The organism is Streptococcus sanguinis SK49, assembly GCF_000212815.1.
GTDB classification, from domain to species: Bacteria; Bacillota; Bacilli; order Lactobacillales; family Streptococcaceae; genus Streptococcus; species Streptococcus sanguinis_C.
In genome coordinates, this window is record NZ_GL890986.1 from 299750 (window position 1) to 315463 (window position 15714).

General features: G+C 42.6%; 15 protein-coding genes and 1 tRNA gene. All 16 read right to left on the reverse strand.

Annotated elements, in window-relative coordinates:
• Positions 1-50: 50 nt before the first annotated feature.
• Positions 51-836 carry an ABC transporter permease gene (locus HMPREF9380_RS01855; protein WP_004193341.1) on the reverse strand — a complete coding sequence of 262 codons (786 nt, stop codon included), beginning with the start codon at positions 834-836 and terminating at the stop codon, positions 51-53.
• 1 nt (position 837) lies between these two features.
• Positions 838-1656 carry an ABC transporter permease gene (locus HMPREF9380_RS01850; RefSeq protein WP_004193342.1) on the reverse strand — a complete coding sequence of 273 codons (819 nt, stop codon included), beginning with the start codon at positions 1654-1656 and terminating at the stop codon, positions 838-840.
• A gap of 1 nt (position 1657) precedes the next feature.
• Entirely contained in the window at positions 1658-2650 is a 993-nt protein-coding gene (locus tag HMPREF9380_RS01845) for an ABC transporter ATP-binding protein (RefSeq protein ID WP_004193343.1), read from the reverse strand.
• Between the two features lie 220 nt (positions 2651-2870).
• On the reverse strand, positions 2871-3788 hold the full coding sequence (locus HMPREF9380_RS01840; RefSeq protein ID WP_004193344.1) for a metal ABC transporter solute-binding protein, Zn/Mn family: 918 nt from the start codon (positions 3786-3788) through the stop codon (positions 2871-2873).
• 20 nt (positions 3789-3808) lie between these two features.
• Positions 3809-6229 carry a pneumococcal-type histidine triad protein gene (locus HMPREF9380_RS01835; RefSeq protein ID WP_004193345.1) on the reverse strand — a complete coding sequence of 807 codons (2421 nt, stop codon included), beginning with the start codon at positions 6227-6229 and terminating at the stop codon, positions 3809-3811.
• Between the two features lie 318 nt (positions 6230-6547).
• Positions 6548-7429, reverse strand: coding sequence for a class II fructose-bisphosphate aldolase (locus HMPREF9380_RS01830; RefSeq protein WP_002893690.1), 882 nt, complete (start codon positions 7427-7429; stop codon positions 6548-6550).
• A gap of 177 nt (positions 7430-7606) precedes the next feature.
• Positions 7607-7692 (reverse strand) — tRNA-Leu (locus HMPREF9380_RS01825).
• 144 nt (positions 7693-7836) lie between these two features.
• Entirely contained in the window at positions 7837-8247 is a 411-nt protein-coding gene (locus tag HMPREF9380_RS01820; RefSeq protein WP_032907697.1) for a GyrI-like domain-containing protein, read from the reverse strand.
• A gap of 69 nt (positions 8248-8316) precedes the next feature.
• Entirely contained in the window at positions 8317-9930 is a 1614-nt protein-coding gene (locus HMPREF9380_RS01815; protein WP_004193347.1) for a CTP synthase, read from the reverse strand.
• Positions 9931-10127: 197 nt separating this feature from the next.
• On the reverse strand, positions 10128-10814 hold the full coding sequence (locus HMPREF9380_RS01810) for a B3/B4 domain-containing protein (protein ID WP_004193349.1): 687 nt from the start codon (positions 10812-10814) through the stop codon (positions 10128-10130).
• A gap of 120 nt (positions 10815-10934) precedes the next feature.
• Positions 10935-11525: a DNA-directed RNA polymerase subunit delta gene (gene rpoE, locus HMPREF9380_RS01805; protein WP_004193350.1), complete on the reverse strand. Its 591-nt coding sequence runs from the start codon at positions 11523-11525 to the stop codon at positions 10935-10937.
• Between the two features lie 185 nt (positions 11526-11710).
• Positions 11711-12994: a trigger factor gene (gene tig, locus HMPREF9380_RS01800; protein WP_004193351.1), complete on the reverse strand. Its 1284-nt coding sequence runs from the start codon at positions 12992-12994 to the stop codon at positions 11711-11713.
• 79 nt (positions 12995-13073) lie between these two features.
• Positions 13074-13637, reverse strand: coding sequence for a TIGR01440 family protein (locus HMPREF9380_RS01795; RefSeq protein ID WP_004193352.1), 564 nt, complete (start codon positions 13635-13637; stop codon positions 13074-13076).
• A 12-nt stretch (positions 13638-13649) separates the two neighbouring features.
• Positions 13650-14132 (reverse strand): ECF transporter S component, encoded by a 483-nt coding sequence (locus tag HMPREF9380_RS01790; RefSeq protein ID WP_004193353.1) that lies wholly within the window; start codon positions 14130-14132, stop codon positions 13650-13652.
• Positions 14113-14883 (reverse strand): bifunctional hydroxymethylpyrimidine kinase/phosphomethylpyrimidine kinase, encoded by a 771-nt coding sequence (locus HMPREF9380_RS01785; RefSeq protein ID WP_004193354.1) that lies wholly within the window; start codon positions 14881-14883, stop codon positions 14113-14115. Before HMPREF9380_RS01785 ends, HMPREF9380_RS01790 begins: the two co-directional genes overlap by 20 nt.
• Positions 14873-15622, reverse strand: coding sequence for a tRNA pseudouridine(38-40) synthase TruA (gene truA / locus HMPREF9380_RS01780; protein WP_004193355.1), 750 nt, complete (start codon positions 15620-15622; stop codon positions 14873-14875). The genes HMPREF9380_RS01785 and truA overlap by 11 nt, the downstream gene beginning before the upstream one ends.
• Positions 15623-15714 lie beyond the last annotated feature (92 nt).

Here is a 15714-nt window from a genome sequence, read left to right on the forward strand (position 1 = left end):
CTTCAAATCCTTTCTTGTTTTAAGCTTTAGGACTAAACATATTTTCTATCTTACGATCCTGCACTTTCGTAGGCGTCTAAGCCCCTGTCCCAGAGTTTGAGCGAAATGAAAAAGAAAACAAGGGAAACTAGAATCAAACCTCCGATATTAAAGAGTCCATTCTTTTCCTGCAAGAAATAGCTAGCTGGATAGTAGGCCGTAAAGGCGAAAGGCACAATAAAACTAATCAACCAACGGATAAGCGAATGGTAAATCGAAATCGGGTACTTGGCAAAATCATTGAACATATAGAAAATGTAGATCATAGCGCCTGATTGCTTGGTCCAAAAAGCAATACTAGCTGTCGCTATTTTTAAGGAAGTATAAATCAAGGTCGCAAAAGGAATACAGACTAGGAAAAGCAGGAATTTGGGAAAGGTCCAGCTAATACTGGTGACCGTTGTTGCCAGAAGGATTCCACCAACCAAAAGTTCGCCCAAGGCATCAATCTGAAAGGTTTCAACTAGGATGTGAAAGAGTGGATTGATAGGACGAGTCAGGTATTTGTCAAACTCTCCCTTGCGCACCAAGCGTTGCCCCAGTGCCCAGAGATTGTCAAAAAAGAGATGGTCCAATCCCTTGGGAATTAAGGAAAATCCATAGATAAAGGCAATTTCTTGAAAGGTCCAGCCCTCTAAGGAAGGAATATGTTGAAAGAGTACGTTTAGAAACAAGAGGTTCAAGCCTTGGGTCAGGAAGACACCTAAAACACCAACCACAAAATCAACCTTATATTCCATGATTTGCTTGATGTATTGTCTGATAAAAATCAGATGCATGCGCTGATATTTTTTCATACTAACCTCCTTGAATGGTGATAAATGACTGGACTCTTTTCCAAATCAACTGAGACAAGCCCACCATCACTAAAAGCCAAAACAACTGCAAGAAAAGAGCCTGAAGAATCTGACTAGTATCGTATTTCCCAACAATGATCATGACCGGAGTATAAATCAAGGATGAAAAAGGCAAAAAGGACAGAATATCTGAAACAATCTTAGGAAAGAAAGCCAAGGGAATCAAACTCCCCGACATAAAGGCAATCAGAGAATTCTTGAGCAGATTAGAGCCCCATAGATTTTTAAAAACAAAAGCTGAAAATCCAAAACAGATATTAAAGAAGAAATTGATCAGGTAGGCTAGCGTTAAGCTAAAGAGATAAATGACAGTTAATCCCAGCACTTCTAAAATGCCTTGCCCAGATAAGATTTTCATCAAAACAATGACACTTAAAAATGGGAGGCCGACAGAGACAAAAATCAACCACTTGGAACCAAGCTCGGTGAAGAGATAAGAGGCCGCAAAGTGCACTGGTCTCAGCAAGCGCATGATAATGGAGCCGTCCTTGACCTCCTCTCCAATCATAAAGGAAGAATCCGACTTGGTCAAAAGGTTAGTCACAAAACTCATGATGATGTAGAAGGTGATATCCGCCATACTGAAGCCCTGAATCAAAGACTCTTGCGACGAATCAAAGACTGCCTTCCAGAGATAGAAAGCGACAAAAGCACCCATGACATCGCCAATTCGATAGAGAATAAAGTTGACTCGATAGGTAATCAACTCCTGAATTCCTGCATTGATAAAGGGTTTATAACGTCTCCACAATTTGACCATCTTAGAGCTCCTTTCGGTAGAAGCGACGGATAATATCCTCAATATCCGTATCCACCATCTTCAAATCACGGATCTCAAAATCAGACAGGGTTTGCTTGATAATATCAGCTGACTGGTAGCGTGAACTATCGTATTGAATGTTGAGGCTATTTCCTTGTCTTTCAATAGTGATATCAGGCAAGCCTTCATAGTGAGAGACAAGATGACTTTGCCCTGGCACCAGTTCAAAGGAAAGTGTCTTCATCTTACCAAAGGTTTCCTTGAGCTGGCTAACCGTTCCATCAAAAATCTCATGCCCCTTGTCAATCATAAAAATCCGATCGCAAAGTTGCTCAATATCACTTAAGTCGTGAGTGGTCAAGAGAATAGTTGTTTCTTCCTCCTGATTGATTTGGGTAATGGCCCGACGAATGTTGTCCTTGACCGAAACATCCAAACCAATGGTCGGCTCATCTAAAAAGAGAACCTTGGGATTGTGGAGCAAGGAAGCCGCAATGTCCGCCCGCATCCGTTGACCAAGTGAAAGAGTCCGCACGGGATCCTTGATAAAGTCCTTCAAATCCAAGACTTCATTCAAAAAGTCCATACGTTTGTGAAAGAGCGCGTCTGGCACATCGTAAATCTCTTTCAAGACCGTGTAAGTCTCTTGCAGAGCCAAATCCCACCACAACTGGGTTCTTTGCCCGAAGACCACTCCAATATCCTTGACATAGTCTTGGCGATTATCCTGCGGAATCTTGCCATTGATTCGACACAAACCAGAAGTGGGCTTCAAAATCCCGGTCAGAATTTTGATGGTTGTTGACTTCCCAGCACCATTGGCCCCGATGAAACCTAAAATCTGCCCTTTTGGAACCTCAAAGGTTAAATCCTTGACCGCTTCAAAGGTCTGCTTTTCGGGATGAATAAAGGAGCGCAAAGCTCCTTTCAAACCTGGTTCCTTAACTGTCTTCACAAAATTTTTCTGAAGATGCTCTACTTCTATCATTGCCATACGTTTCTCAATATCCTATCATTCAATTCATGTTACAGACCATTTCCCCACCTAACTCAGGAAAAACAGAATCTTATCTCCTCACTATACTACCACTTTTACTATCAAACTAACATAGGAAATTCAAAAATAATTATCATATTTTATCACACACCAAAAAACCCACCCTTACGGGCAGGTTTCTGTTTTGTATTGTTCAGCTAGATTATGCTTTACCTTCTCATTTCAATTCTTTAGCCAAGATACTCATGTTTTCTTCTAGATTCTCTAGGTAGTTTTTATCATTTTGAGGATCTGCTTCCAAAGGATTGAGAGTTTTTAGCCTGACACCTGTTGACTTGACGAGCGTTTCTGCCACTTTCGACGATGCATTGCTTTCGGTAAAAATCGTTTTAACTTTATAGGTTTTCACAAATTCTTGAATTTCAGTAAGCTGCCTTGCATTTGGCTCTTGTTCAGGAGAAATCCCTGCAATACCTAGCTGCTGCAAACCAAACCGCTTTGCTAAATACGAGAACGCAGTATGTTGAGTGACGAAAGTCTTTTGCTTAGCCTTTTCAAAGATTGGTTGGTATTTTTTGGTCAATTCTTGAGCTTTAGAAATGAATTTCTTAGCATTTTTTTGATATATTTCCTTGTGTTCTTTATCGAGTTCAGATAGCTTATCCGCAATAATCTGCGCTTCTTCACCAGCTTTTTCAGGATCTAGCCATGTATGAGGATCATAAAGAGTTTTTTCATCGATTCCTTCGCTAGCTTCCACGTCTTCCAAACCCGGTACACGTTCCAGGGGCATTCCTTCGGAAGCTTCAAGTACTTTCACCTTAGATTTTTGCAAATTTGGATCCAAGCTCCCCGCCCACGACTCTAAGGTATGTGAATGATAGACAAAAACATCCGCATCATAGATAGCAGCTACATCATTAGCCGATGGTTCAAATGAATGGATCCCTGTACTAGATTGAATCATGCGAACATCATTCAAATCACCAGATACTTCTTTAACCATGGCATAAACCGGATAAAAACTGGTCACAATCTTCAAACCTTTAGCTTGTTGTTCTTCTTTCTGAGTACACGCTCCCAGCATCAAAGCTAGTATACTCAGCACTAGTAATACTGCAGTTCTTTTTTTCATACAATACTCCTTCACCTCAGCTAATCAGTTACTTCTGTACTTGACACAGAAGCTGAAGAAGCAGATTGCAGCAAGGCTAGCAATTTTTCTACTTCTGCCATGATGTTATTATTATCCATAGTCCCTAAATTAAGATTATTTCGCAATCCTGTTAAGGTCTCAGTTGCATTGGATTTCAAACTTGGATCCGTCGTCTTTTCAAGTAAGTCTTCCGCCTCTTGCAACTTAGCTTCTACTTTAGCAGTTTCAACTTGAGGTACTTCTGGCTCAGTTGGTGTTTCCTCTTCAACTTCTTCTTGAGGTTTCTCTGGGCTAACAGCATCCTCCTTGTCATCTTTTTTACCTAAAACATGATCACTTGCATTCCCCCATCCATCGCTAGACTGTGGTCGCTCATCTGGATGTTCAACATAATACTTGATAGTTGCAAATAAATCCTCTAATGTATAGCCATTAGGAGCTCGGTAAGTCTTATCATCGAACCAAGCAAATTTGATGTTGTGGTAGTGATCCTTATGAGGGATAATCAGATTACCATTTTTAACTGCTACAGTATGCTCAACATTGTAAGGTAGACGAACGAGCGGTATCCGTTTCTCTCCTTGAACACGTTCATAAATCGCAGCTGCACTTTCTCCACTTGGATTGGCTTTGGAATCATCTGTTGGTGCAGGTGGAAGAAGACCTTTTTCTTTAGTATACGCCTGAGCAGCTGCTTTTTCTTTAGCTGAAAGACTATCTTTTCCTATCCAGTGACTGTGTCCCATATGAGGGGTTACATAAGCATCTCCTTCGTCGCTGATAATATCCCGGGCATCAAAGATATATCCATCAGATGTCGTATATTTGTCAGCCAGCTGGGCTACTCGAACTTCGGTTTCAGTATACTCAATCTGTGAATTTGCTTTGCCGAGACGTTCTGGATGATTGATAGGCGCAAGAAATGCTAATAAGTCATCAATTAATTGCACCTTATCACTTGTCTCATCATTTAAACGCTTGACTAAATCATCCAAGACTTGAAAATCTGACAAACGTCCCTTATTTTCTAGTAATTGCTGATGGGTCTGACTCAGAAGACCATATACTTTATCGTAAAATTCTTGATTTTTCGGTTCAACTGATTCTTTCTTAGCTTGCAGGACATGAGATATGCTTTTCTGCTTCGCCAATTTATTTTCAATCGCTGTAATAATCTCTTTAGGCAAGTCTTTAGCTAAAAGATAGCGGGACACTCCTTTATCCTCTAGCACATAACCGCCAGCTATTTTCCTAACGACCTGCTGGATTAAATCCTTATCCAATGAATCCGCATGTTCCAAATTTAACTTTGGAGGAAGAATCGGTTTTAAAGCTGGTTGAGATGGAGTTGGTATAGGTCTATAAGGTGTCAATCCTAACATAGGTTTATTAGGCTGACTTATAAGAGGAATTGTCCGAGCAAGCTTTTCTTCCAATGCCGACATTTGTGTATAAGGAATAAAGTGATAATGATTACCATGCGGCACTGCTACTCCATTTTGTGTTCGACTAGTAATTTGTGCTGGATCAAAGATCAAGCCATCTGATTCAACATGACGATGACTAAGTGGAAGATTATAAAGTTGCTGAAGGAGACTCTTAACATCTTCTCCTTGACTCGGTTGATAGTTGTTTGAAATTTGAGTAAAAGTAGGTTGTGTCTGTATCCAGCCACTGCTTCCATTATTATACGAACGGCTGACTACAGTACTAGCTACTTTTCCTCTACCTGATAGGTAAGCTTGAGCTGCAGCTAGCTCACTAGGCGACAAATCACTCTTTGGGATATAGTGAAAATGATCACCATGAGGTACAATATACGCATCTCCCGTATCCTCAATAATGTCTGAAGCATTAAAAACATAGCCATCATCTGTTGTATAACGGCCTTGAGCTCTAGCTGTTGCTACTTCATTGCTTATTTTCGTAACATTATGACCATGTTCCTGTTTTTGACGATTAATCTCTTCCTTACTGCGAATATTATCCGCACGAGCTATATCTTTCAGATAAACATAATATTGTCCATTAACCTTGATAACATATCCACCCTTGACTTCATTGACAATATCCTCAGTCCTAAGTTGATAGTTGGGATCTTTCATCAAAAGATCTTCGCTGAAAATCGCATCATATGGAACTTTCCCATTATAATAATGATAGTGATCACCATGAGAAGTGACATAACCCTGATCAGTAATTTTGATAACAATCTGCTCCGCGTTAATCCCCTCTTTTTTGCTTACTTCGTCAGGCGTTAACTCCTCAGACTTTTGAACACCTTGCTTACCATCAATATAGCTAACTCGATTGGATTTTTTAATCGAACTGTTTGCCTGATAATAACCTAACTGATGAGCAAAAAGACCCACAGTAGCAATGACAACAATTCCTGTTAAGTATTTCTTATTTTTTTCCATTGAATATCACTTTCTTTTTTGATTACATAGAATTCGCTAAAACCTATCACAATTTACAATTAACTCATAATATACCCCCAAAGAAATCATCTAAATATTTTTTCTATAAAATATAGAAGAAACCCAATTTTTAACAACTTACCAAACTAATTAACCAGTTAATTAACTGGTTAATATTTTACTCCTCATCATCTAGTCTGTCAAGATTATTTTATTAGATTGTAAGAAAAATATTATTTATTCTTTACTTGTCCAATTATCATAATACAAAAAAGCTTATCCTTTCGGATAAACTTTTTTAAAAATATATCAAGCTTCTTATGCTTTACCTTCTGAACCGAATACGTCGATACGTTCTTCAACTGATGCTTGGATGGCTTTTACACCGTCAGCCAAGAATTTACGTGGGTCGAAGAGTTTCTTCTTGTCGTATTCTGCTTCGTTTGCTTCGTAGTCGCGAGCAAATTTACGAGTTGCGTTAGCGAATGCGATTTGGCATTCAGTGTTAACGTTAACTTTGGCAACACCAAGTTTGATAGCTGCTTGGATTTGGTCATCAGGAATACCTGAACCACCATGCAATACGATTGGGAAGCCTGGAAGAGCTTCTGTCAATTTCTTCAAGTGGTCAAGGTCAAGACCTTCCCAGTTTGCTGGGTAAGGGCCGTGGATGTTACCGATACCTGCTGCCAAGAAGTCGATTCCAGTTTCAACCATTGCTTTAGCGTCTTCGATTGGAGCCAATTCACCTTTACCGATGATACCGTCTTCTTCACCACCGATAGTACCAACTTCAGCTTCTACTGAGATACCTTTAGCGTGTGCTTTTTCAACAACGTCTTTAGCCAATTTAAGGTTTTCTTCTACTGGAAGGTGTGAACCATCAAACATGATAGAAGTGTAACCAACTTCGATACACTCAAGTGCATCTTCGTAGTGACCATGGTCCAAGTGAATCGCAACTGGTACAGTGATGCCCATTGATTCTACAAGGTTAGCGATCAAGTTACGAGCAACTTTGTAGCCACCCATGTATTTAGCAGCACCCATTGAAGTTTGGATAAGCACTGGTGCTTTCTTTGCTTCTGCCGCACGCAGGATAGCTTGAGTCCACTCAAGGTTGTTTGTGTTGAATCCACCAACTGCGTAACCATTGTCACGAGCTGCTTGGACAAATTTTTCTGCTGAAACGATTGCCATTCTTATCAGGCCTCCTCTTATTTTTTGTGGTTAAACCACTTACATTGTTTATTTTATCACTTTTTCACTAAAATTGCTAGTTTTTCCTGAAATTTTAAAGAATTGCAGGGAGACGCTTAGCCTTTTTAAGCGTACCTATCGCAAAAAGAAAAAGCTGACCGAAGCCAGCTTACTTGATGCGGAGAGAGGGACTTGAACCCTCACGACCTAAAGCGGTCACAGGATCCTTAGTCCTGCGCGTCTGCCAATTCCGCCATCCCCGCGATTGAGTACCTTACTAGTATAACAGGACAGCTAAGGCTTGTCAAGAAAATTTTTGACTTTATTTCAAAAAATCAACTTTCTACTCAATCAACAAAATTGGGAAATCTAAGCGAAAATGAAGCTAAGGACGGAACACAGAAAACTCAGTGCTGCTGAGTCGCAACAAAGACAGCCACCGTTTGGTCGGGATCGTATTTTTCAAAGTCAATAGTGTAGTCTCGATGAAGCTCACCTGTTTCTTCTGCCTGCCAAATCCTCTGCCAAGCATGAAGAATTGCTTGCGGATCCTCCTTATCAGCCTCAAATACTTGATAGGTCTGCTCGGATGTATCAAAATCATATACTTCCCCATCTGTCAAACGACAGATAGAGAGACTGTAGTCTCCTTTGTAATCACTGGCATAGTCATGATAGACGGCATAGACTGGTTCCCCTTGGGCAAAAGCTTCTTTCACCGCTTCCTCTTGTTCCTGCCAGAGAGCCTGGATTTTTTCTATACAGTGCTCATCTTGAAAATTATTAGTACGAATACTAGCTAAAATGTTTAGAAACATCTTCTTCCCTCCTTTTGTTTTCATTATAACATTTCTCTAGAAAAGTCGCTTAGGTCAGACAAAACTAGTCTATCTCTCCTGACTCTTTTCTACCGCTGCGGTGACAAAAGCCGTATAAAGACCTTCAGGTCGATTCGGTCGGCTGGAAAGCTCTGGGTGATACTGACAGGCCACGAAGAATTTATTTTCTGGGATTTCCACTATTTCGACCAAGCGATTGTCTGGTGAAACTCCTGAAAATGTAAATCCGGCCGCCTCAAACTGCTCGCGAAAATCATTGTTAAACTCATAGCGATGACGGTGACGGCGCTGCACGACTTCTTGATAGTCGTAAGCCGCTGCTGCCTTAGAGCCAGGCTTAAGCTTAGAAGGATAGAGCCCCAGCCTCAGCGTTCCACCCAAGTCTTCGACATCAATCTGATCACGCATGAGATCAATAATCGGAAATGCTGTGTCTGGATTGAGCTCTGCTGAGTTGGCATCTGCCAGCCCTAGGACGTGACGGGCGAATTCGACACAGGTTAGCTGCATACCCAAGCAAATGCCCAGCATAGGCACATCCTGCTCACGCGCATAGCGGATTGCCTGAACCTTACCCTCAGTTCCTCTCTGACCAAAGCCACCCGGAACGATAATCCCATCCGCATTTCCAAGAAGCTCTGCGGCGTTTTCAGCCGTTACCTGATTCGCATCAATCCAGTCAATCTTAACTTCCGCATCATTGGCATAGCCGGCATGCTTGAGCGCTTCAACAACTGAAATATAGGCATCTGGCAACTCAACATACTTACCGACTAGAGCAATACGGACCTGCTTTTCCAGACTCATCACTTTCTCTACCATGGCTGACCATTCAGTCATATCCGCTGCCGGCACATCCAGCTTCAGATGATCACAGACGATTTGGTCCATCTTTTGCGCCTGCAAATTGAGAGGAATTTGGTAAAGATGCTCCACATCTAGCGACTCAATGACCGCCTCCGGCGCCACATCACAGAATTGAGCCAGCTTATTTTTGATATTTTGTCCAGCCGGCTTCTCTGTACGGATGACCAGCATATTAGGCTGAATCCCCAGACCGCGCAGCTCTTTGACAGAATGCTGAGTCGGCTTGGTCTTCATTTCGCCAGCCGCCTTGAGATAGGGCAGGAGGGTCGTATGGATATACATGACATTGTCTGCTCCGACGTCCGACTTCATCTGGCGCAAAGCTTCTAAAAAAGGAAGAGACTCGATGTCGCCCACTGTGCCACCGACCTCTGTGATAATCACATCCGAGTCCGTCGTCCGCGCTGCCCGCTTGATCTTGTCCTTGAGAGCATCCGTAATATGCGGAATGACTTGAACCGTCGCCCCCAGATACTCGCCTTTACGCTCCTTGCGTAGGACTTCGCTGTAGATTTTACCAGTGGTGACATTGGAGTATTTATTGAGATTGATGTCAATAAAACGCTCATAATGCCCCAGATCCAGATCCGTCTCGGCTCCATCATCTGTGACAAACACTTCCCCATGCTGGTAAGGGCTCATGGTACCGGGATCAATATTGATATAAGGGTCAAATTTCTGAATTGTAACCTTGAGACCGCGATTCTTCAAAAGCCGACCCAAGCTGGCTGCCACAATCCCTTTCCCGATAGAAGAAACCACACCGCCGGTGACAAAAATATATTTAGTTGACATACGTGCTCCTTTTCATAAAACTATTCATTCCAGCAACCACGTCGTTGCTGGAAACTTATCTAGAGGAGAATTTTCCATAATCTGTCTGAAAAAGAAAAATAGCTCCCTGAACACAGGAAGCTCTGACCTCTAAAAGAGGTGCCCGAACAGTATCATATCGCAAACCTAAAAAATTGTCAAATGATTTCATTTGGTTTTCATCCATTTTCACCAATACTGATGACATGTGTTTCGAATTCTACATCAGGCATGCACTCTGCTAAATCGTGTCGGATTCGTTCCAAGGCTTCCAGACGCATTTCGACAGAGGTATTGGCATTCCCCTGAATGATGAAAATGGCATCCTTGGTCTCTTCATCAAACTTATAATACTCACTGTCACGAACATCCAGCCAAGCCAAAATGCCTTTGGCATCCCGATAGACATAGTCCGTCTTGGCAACATGCTTCTCCTTGGACAAAATAGGCAGAAAAACATCTTCCTTTTGGCTTACAGTGAATTCTATCTGACCATCAATCTTATCAAAATCATGCCCACCAATAGCCAGTAGAGAATGCAGGGCTTCGACATTATAAATATCAATAATGCTATTAATATGAGGGAGCGAGCCTCGGTGCTGGATATTGCGAATCAGAGCAGGAACCGTCGGAGGATTTTTCTTGACACTGCGACCTACGCGCTGGAGTATTTCTATATAACCTTGAACCACTGGCGACTCAAGCACCTCATCCAAGTCGCAAGCCAGAGCCCAGTCTTCCATTCCCTTTTTCTTTTTTAGAAATGAGGGTGACAGTTCTGCATGAGGATTGACATTCTTGGCAATCCCGATAACGACACTCTTAATGCCTAAATCACCCAGACTCTTATCAATGACAAATTTCATAGCAGCATACCTCCATCTTTTCTTTGTTAAATTTTATTAGTATTCTACACCTTCCGAACTTATATTTCAAGGAATATTAAAAGAAACAAAGGATTTCGCCCCTTGTTTCTTTTGGTTGATTTATTCTTCCTCTTCGGTCTCCGTGTCTTCGTCAGAGTAGTCGTCATCTTCTTCGTTGAGTTCGACTTCTTCACCAAGATCATCCGGAGCGATTTCGTTGATTTCAGCATCATAAGCTTCCACTTCATTCTTCTCATCGTCTGGATTTTCCTCATCGTATGAGAGAGCTGGATCTGCTTCGTAGCCGTCCTCATCTTCTGGATCGTCATCGCTGTAGTCAATGGCATCCTCGTCGCCATCCATAAAGGCATTGACGCGTTTCTTCTTACGTTTCTTAGGTGCATCGTCCTCATCAGTCTCTTCCAAGGCGATGATCTCTTCATCCACTTCGTCGATGGCATACCATGAACGCAGACCCCATTTATTATCCCCCAGCGGAATAAAGCTGCCGTCTACATTGAGTTCTGTGTAGAATAAAGGCAGAGCATCACGAATCTCACTGTTTGATTTTCCCAGATAGTTTTGAATTTCATTGACCAGATCATTAAAATACATCTCATGGTCGCGGCCGCGGGCTTCCAAAATGGCACGCGCCACTTCAATCATAGAAAGCTCACTTTTTTCCTGTCCAGCAAATACTTCTAATTCCAAAGTTGATCTCCTTTAAGATTAAGTAAAGGCTTGTCGCCCTCTTGCAATTTTTCGCTACTTTCTATTGTACGATAAATTTCTATTTTCGTCAAAAGAAAATCCAGGAAAAATCACGGAACAAGTACAAAAAGAAACTAGTGCATCTGTACACTAGTTTCAAATAATCTCATTTTGAATGATGAAGCTTATTTCACTTTCGCAGTGCTAGTAATCAATTCAACAGCTTTCTTGATAGCAATGTCGTGTTTTAGCATATCTTCTGACAGCAATTGACGAACACGTTCTACTTCCATGTTGTAGTCTGAAGCCAATGAAGTTACTTCTGCTTCGATTTCTTCTGAGCTAGCTTCAAAACCTTCTGCCTTAGCAACTGCTTCTACGACAAGGTTTGTCTTAGTGCGTGACTCAGCATCTGCTTCGTATTGCTTGTGCAGATCTTCCTGAGTAGTTCCAGTGATTTGGAAGTACATGTCAGGTGAGATTCCTTGGCGTTGCATGTTGCCCAAGAATTCATTAACAGCGCGGTGTACTTCTTCGTGGACCATTTCAGCTGGCAAGTCAACGATTTCAGCGTTTGCTACTGCTTGATCAATAGCTGCTGCTTCTACCGCATCCTTATAAGCTGTTTCCTTAGCTTCTGACAATTCTTTGCGGTACTTTTCTTTCAGCTCGTCAAGAGTTTCAACTTCTTCGTCGATGTCTTTTGCAAGTTCGTCGTCCAATGCTGGAACTTCTTTTTCTTTAACTTCGTGAATAGTTGTCACAAACTTAGCTTCCTTGCCTGCCAAGTCTTCTGCTTGGTAGTCTTCTGGGAAGGTTACGACAACGTCCACTGTTTCACCTGCACTGTGGCCAACCAACTGCTCTTCAAATCCTGGGATGAATTGACCGCTACCCAGTCCAAGTGAGAAGTTATCGCCCTTGCCGCCGTCAAATTCAACTCCGTCAACAGATCCAACAAAGTCAATCACAACTGTATCACCGTCAGCTGCTGGACCTTCTTTAAGAACCAACTCAGCCAAGTTGTTACGCTCACGCTCAATGCGCTCATCTACTTCAGCGTCAGTCACTTCTTTAGTAGCTTCAACAGTTACTTCTAAGTCTTTGTAAGCACCCAGCTTAACTTCTGGCTTAGTGACTACTTCAGCTTTGATGACCCAGTCTTGACCTTTTTCCATAGACTCGACATCAAACTGAGGCTGAGCAACTACTTCGATACCTGCTTCTTTGACAGCCGCTTCGTATGCTTCTGGAAGAAGAGCGTTCAAAGCATCTTGGTAGAGGGCTTCTTCACCAAAACGTTGGTTGAAGATAGCACGTGGAAGGCGACCTTTACGGAAACCTGGTACAGCAATATCTTTTTTTACTGAGTTAAATACACGGTCCAAGGCTGGCTTGATTTTCTCTTGACTGATGCTAAAAGTCAAAAGGCCGCGATTTGTTTCTTTGTTTTCAAATGATACAGACATTCTGTCATTTCTCCTTAAAATTTATTGAATACAACCCATTATAGCATAATTAGAGTTTTTTTCAAAATTATTTTTCCTTTTATCCCTTCCTGATCTTATCCTCTGTATAGGCCGCTCTAGCGCCGCCAATTAGCTTGGGACGACTGGCTAAAGCTGTGACATGGGCAGCTCCCAATTCCTTGAGAATCGGTCGGATAGGAATCTGCACATGCTTGACATGCATGCCGATAGCAGTATCGCCAATATCCAGCCCTGCCTGAGCGACAATGAACTCTACCTCGACAGGATCTTTCATGTATTGGAAAGCCGCTAGCTGACCGCTGCCTCCAGCATGAAGAGTAGGCAGAACATTGACTATCTCCAAATCCTTCTTGTTCGCCAAGGCTCTTTCGACTACGAGGGCGCGATTGAGATGCTCACATCCCTGAACTGCTAGAAAGATACCTTCCTCTTCTAAGATATCCAGTATGGTTTTGACAATGACCTGTCCGACTTCCAGACTGGAATTCTGACCGATATGGCCTCCGACAACCTCACTAGAGGATAAACCCAAAACAAAAATATCCCCCTCGACCAAGGCAGCCTTGTCCAAAACATCTAGAACAATCTGACGAGTGTCTGCTCCAATCTTAGCTAAGTCCATGTCTCACCTCGTTTATTTCACTGCGACTGCCTTTTTCAAACTCTCCGGGAAAGCTTTGTAAAGAGCAAATCCAACTGCTAAACCAAATGCATTCTGCATAAAATTACTTGAGATTTCGGCTAGGGCAGCCCCGACACCATTCATGATACTACCAAAGAGGGCATAGCCACCAACCATAGCCGCTGCGGCCAAGACCAGACCAAGATAGCGACTCTTGCCCTCAAAGCCAGCAAAGAACCCCTGAAGTCCGTGGCAAATCAGACTGAAAATCATCCACTGAGGATAGCCAGCAATCATATCAATCAAAAAGCCTGAAAGACTTCCAACAATAGCTGCTTCCTTGCGACCAAAGTAGAAAGCTGTAAAATAAATCCCTGCATCCAGCAGTGTCAAAAATCCTGTCGGAGTTGGGATTTTTAAAAAATTCCCCAAAACCACAGATAGAGCTGTGATGAAAGCTAAGATAATTAATTTTTTAACTTGATGATTTCTCATACTGAACTACCCCATATTGATCTGAGCTCTGAATCGCTCGGTAAACAAAATCTTTAGACAATTGAACTGCTGCAAGTGGAGACTTGCCGATAAGCAGCTGACTGGCAATGCTGGAAGCAAATGTGCAGCCCGCTCCGGTATTGTTGCTGGCCAGCACTGGCGATTCCATGACCTCAAAATCTTGACCGTCATAGTAAACATCCACCGCCCGCTCCTTGCTCAAGCGATTGCCGCCCTTAATCACCACATGCTTGGCCCCCAAATCATAGAGTTCCTTGGCTGCAGCCTGCATATCCTCCAGACTTTTGATTTCTTTTTGGGTCAATAGCTGAGCTTCTGCCAGATTTGGCGTGATGATGCTGACATAAGGGAAAAACTTAATGATTTCCTCTCTCAGCGCACTGACTTCCAAGTCATGATTTTCCTTGCAGACCAGAACAGGATCCAGGACTACTGGTATATCCGCATGCTGCTTGACAAAAGCCAAAGCCTGCTCTGCTATTTGCAGATTGGGCAAAAGTCCTATCTTAATAGCAGAAAAAGGAACATCCTTGAGACTGGCCAACTGCTGGGCAAAAACCTCTTCCTCAACTGGAATGACCTCAAATCCCTTATCAGTCATAGCTGTCAGGCAAGTCACAGCTACGAAGCCATGCAGGCCATTGACTGTATAGGTAGCCAAATCAGCGTGCAGTCCTCCGCCGCTGAAAATATCATTGCCCGAAAGGGCTAAAATCAACTTATTCTTCATAACGAATCTCCTTTAGATAGAGGCCGTTTGGACCGGCTGTTGGCCCTGCCAGATGGCGATCTTTCTCCGCTAAAATCCTCTGAATTTGCTCCACCGGCATGCGCTTATTGCCAATCTTGAGCAAGGTACCGACCATATTGCGGATCTGCTTGTAGAGAAAGCCATTGCCTGAAAAAGTAAAGACCAGAAATTTACGCTCTGCATCATAACGAACCTTAGCCTCGGTGATGGTCCGAACCTTGTCTTCCACACTGGTCCCCGAAGCAGTAAAGCCTGTAAAATCATGCGTCCCCTCTAACTGAGCAATTGCTTCTTCTATCAGACTCAGCTCCAAAGGATAAGGATAATGCGTAGCATAATGGCGCATCATAGGATTTTTAGGTCGGCCGATGTCCACCAAAAATTCATAGGTCTTGCTGTGCTTATTGTAGCGAGAATGAAAATCATCCGATACCTGCTCCACCCTGATAAAATCAATATCTTCCGGCGTCTGAGTATCTAAGGCAAAACGCAATTTCTCTTCATCCCGCTCTTCTGGTAAATCAAAATGCAGCACCTGGCCCAGAGCATGGACACCGCTGTCGGTCCGGCCCGCTCCATGAATCACCACAGGCTGGCCTTTATTGATACGGGTCAGGGTCTTTTCAATCTCTTCCTGAACGCTTCTGGCATGGGGCTGTCGCTGAAAGCCAGCAAAGCCATAGCCATCATAGGAAATAATCGCTTTATAACGTGTCATGTGTTTATTTTAGCAGGAAAAAAAGCCCCCAGCAAGCCCTAAAAGCAGGAACTGTCCGGGGACAGATTTTTCGAAAAATATTGTATAAGAAA

What these genes read in the sequence shown, in the direction of transcription:
- HMPREF9380_RS01815 (WP_004193347.1), bottom strand. Translation starts at nt 9,930, where the DNA reads ATGTCAACTAAATATATTTTTGTCACCGGCGGTGTGGTTTCTTCTATC.
- HMPREF9380_RS01835 (WP_004193345.1), bottom strand. Translation starts at nt 6,229, where the DNA reads ATGGAAAAAAATAAGAAATACTTAACAGGAATTGTTGTCATTGCTACT.
- HMPREF9380_RS01850 (WP_004193342.1), bottom strand. Translation starts at nt 1,656, where the DNA reads ATGGTCAAATTGTGGAGACGTTATAAACCCTTTATCAATGCAGGAATT.
- HMPREF9380_RS01820 (WP_032907697.1), bottom strand. Translation starts at nt 8,247, where the DNA reads ATGTTTCTAAACATTTTAGCTAGTATTCGTACTAATAATTTTCAAGAT.
- HMPREF9380_RS01785 (WP_004193354.1), bottom strand. Translation starts at nt 14,883, where the DNA reads ATGAAGAATAAGTTGATTTTAGCCCTTTCGGGCAATGATATTTTCAGC.
- tig (WP_004193351.1), bottom strand. Translation starts at nt 12,994, where the DNA reads ATGTCTGTATCATTTGAAAACAAAGAAACAAATCGCGGCCTTTTGACT.
- HMPREF9380_RS01855 (WP_004193341.1), bottom strand. Translation starts at nt 836, where the DNA reads ATGAAAAAATATCAGCGCATGCATCTGATTTTTATCAGACAATACATC.
- truA (WP_004193355.1), bottom strand. Translation starts at nt 15,622, where the DNA reads ATGACACGTTATAAAGCGATTATTTCCTATGATGGCTATGGCTTTGCT.
- HMPREF9380_RS01830 (WP_002893690.1), bottom strand. Translation starts at nt 7,429, where the DNA reads ATGGCAATCGTTTCAGCAGAAAAATTTGTCCAAGCAGCTCGTGACAAT.
- HMPREF9380_RS01790 (WP_004193353.1), bottom strand. Translation starts at nt 14,132, where the DNA reads ATGAGAAATCATCAAGTTAAAAAATTAATTATCTTAGCTTTCATCACA.
- HMPREF9380_RS01845 (WP_004193343.1), bottom strand. Translation starts at nt 2,650, where the DNA reads ATGGCAATGATAGAAGTAGAGCATCTTCAGAAAAATTTTGTGAAGACA.
- HMPREF9380_RS01840 (WP_004193344.1), bottom strand. Translation starts at nt 3,788, where the DNA reads ATGAAAAAAAGAACTGCAGTATTACTAGTGCTGAGTATACTAGCTTTG.
- HMPREF9380_RS01810 (WP_004193349.1), bottom strand. Translation starts at nt 10,814, where the DNA reads ATGAAATTTGTCATTGATAAGAGTCTGGGTGATTTAGGCATTAAGAGT.
- HMPREF9380_RS01795 (WP_004193352.1), bottom strand. Translation starts at nt 13,637, where the DNA reads ATGGACTTAGCTAAGATTGGAGCAGACACTCGTCAGATTGTTCTAGAT.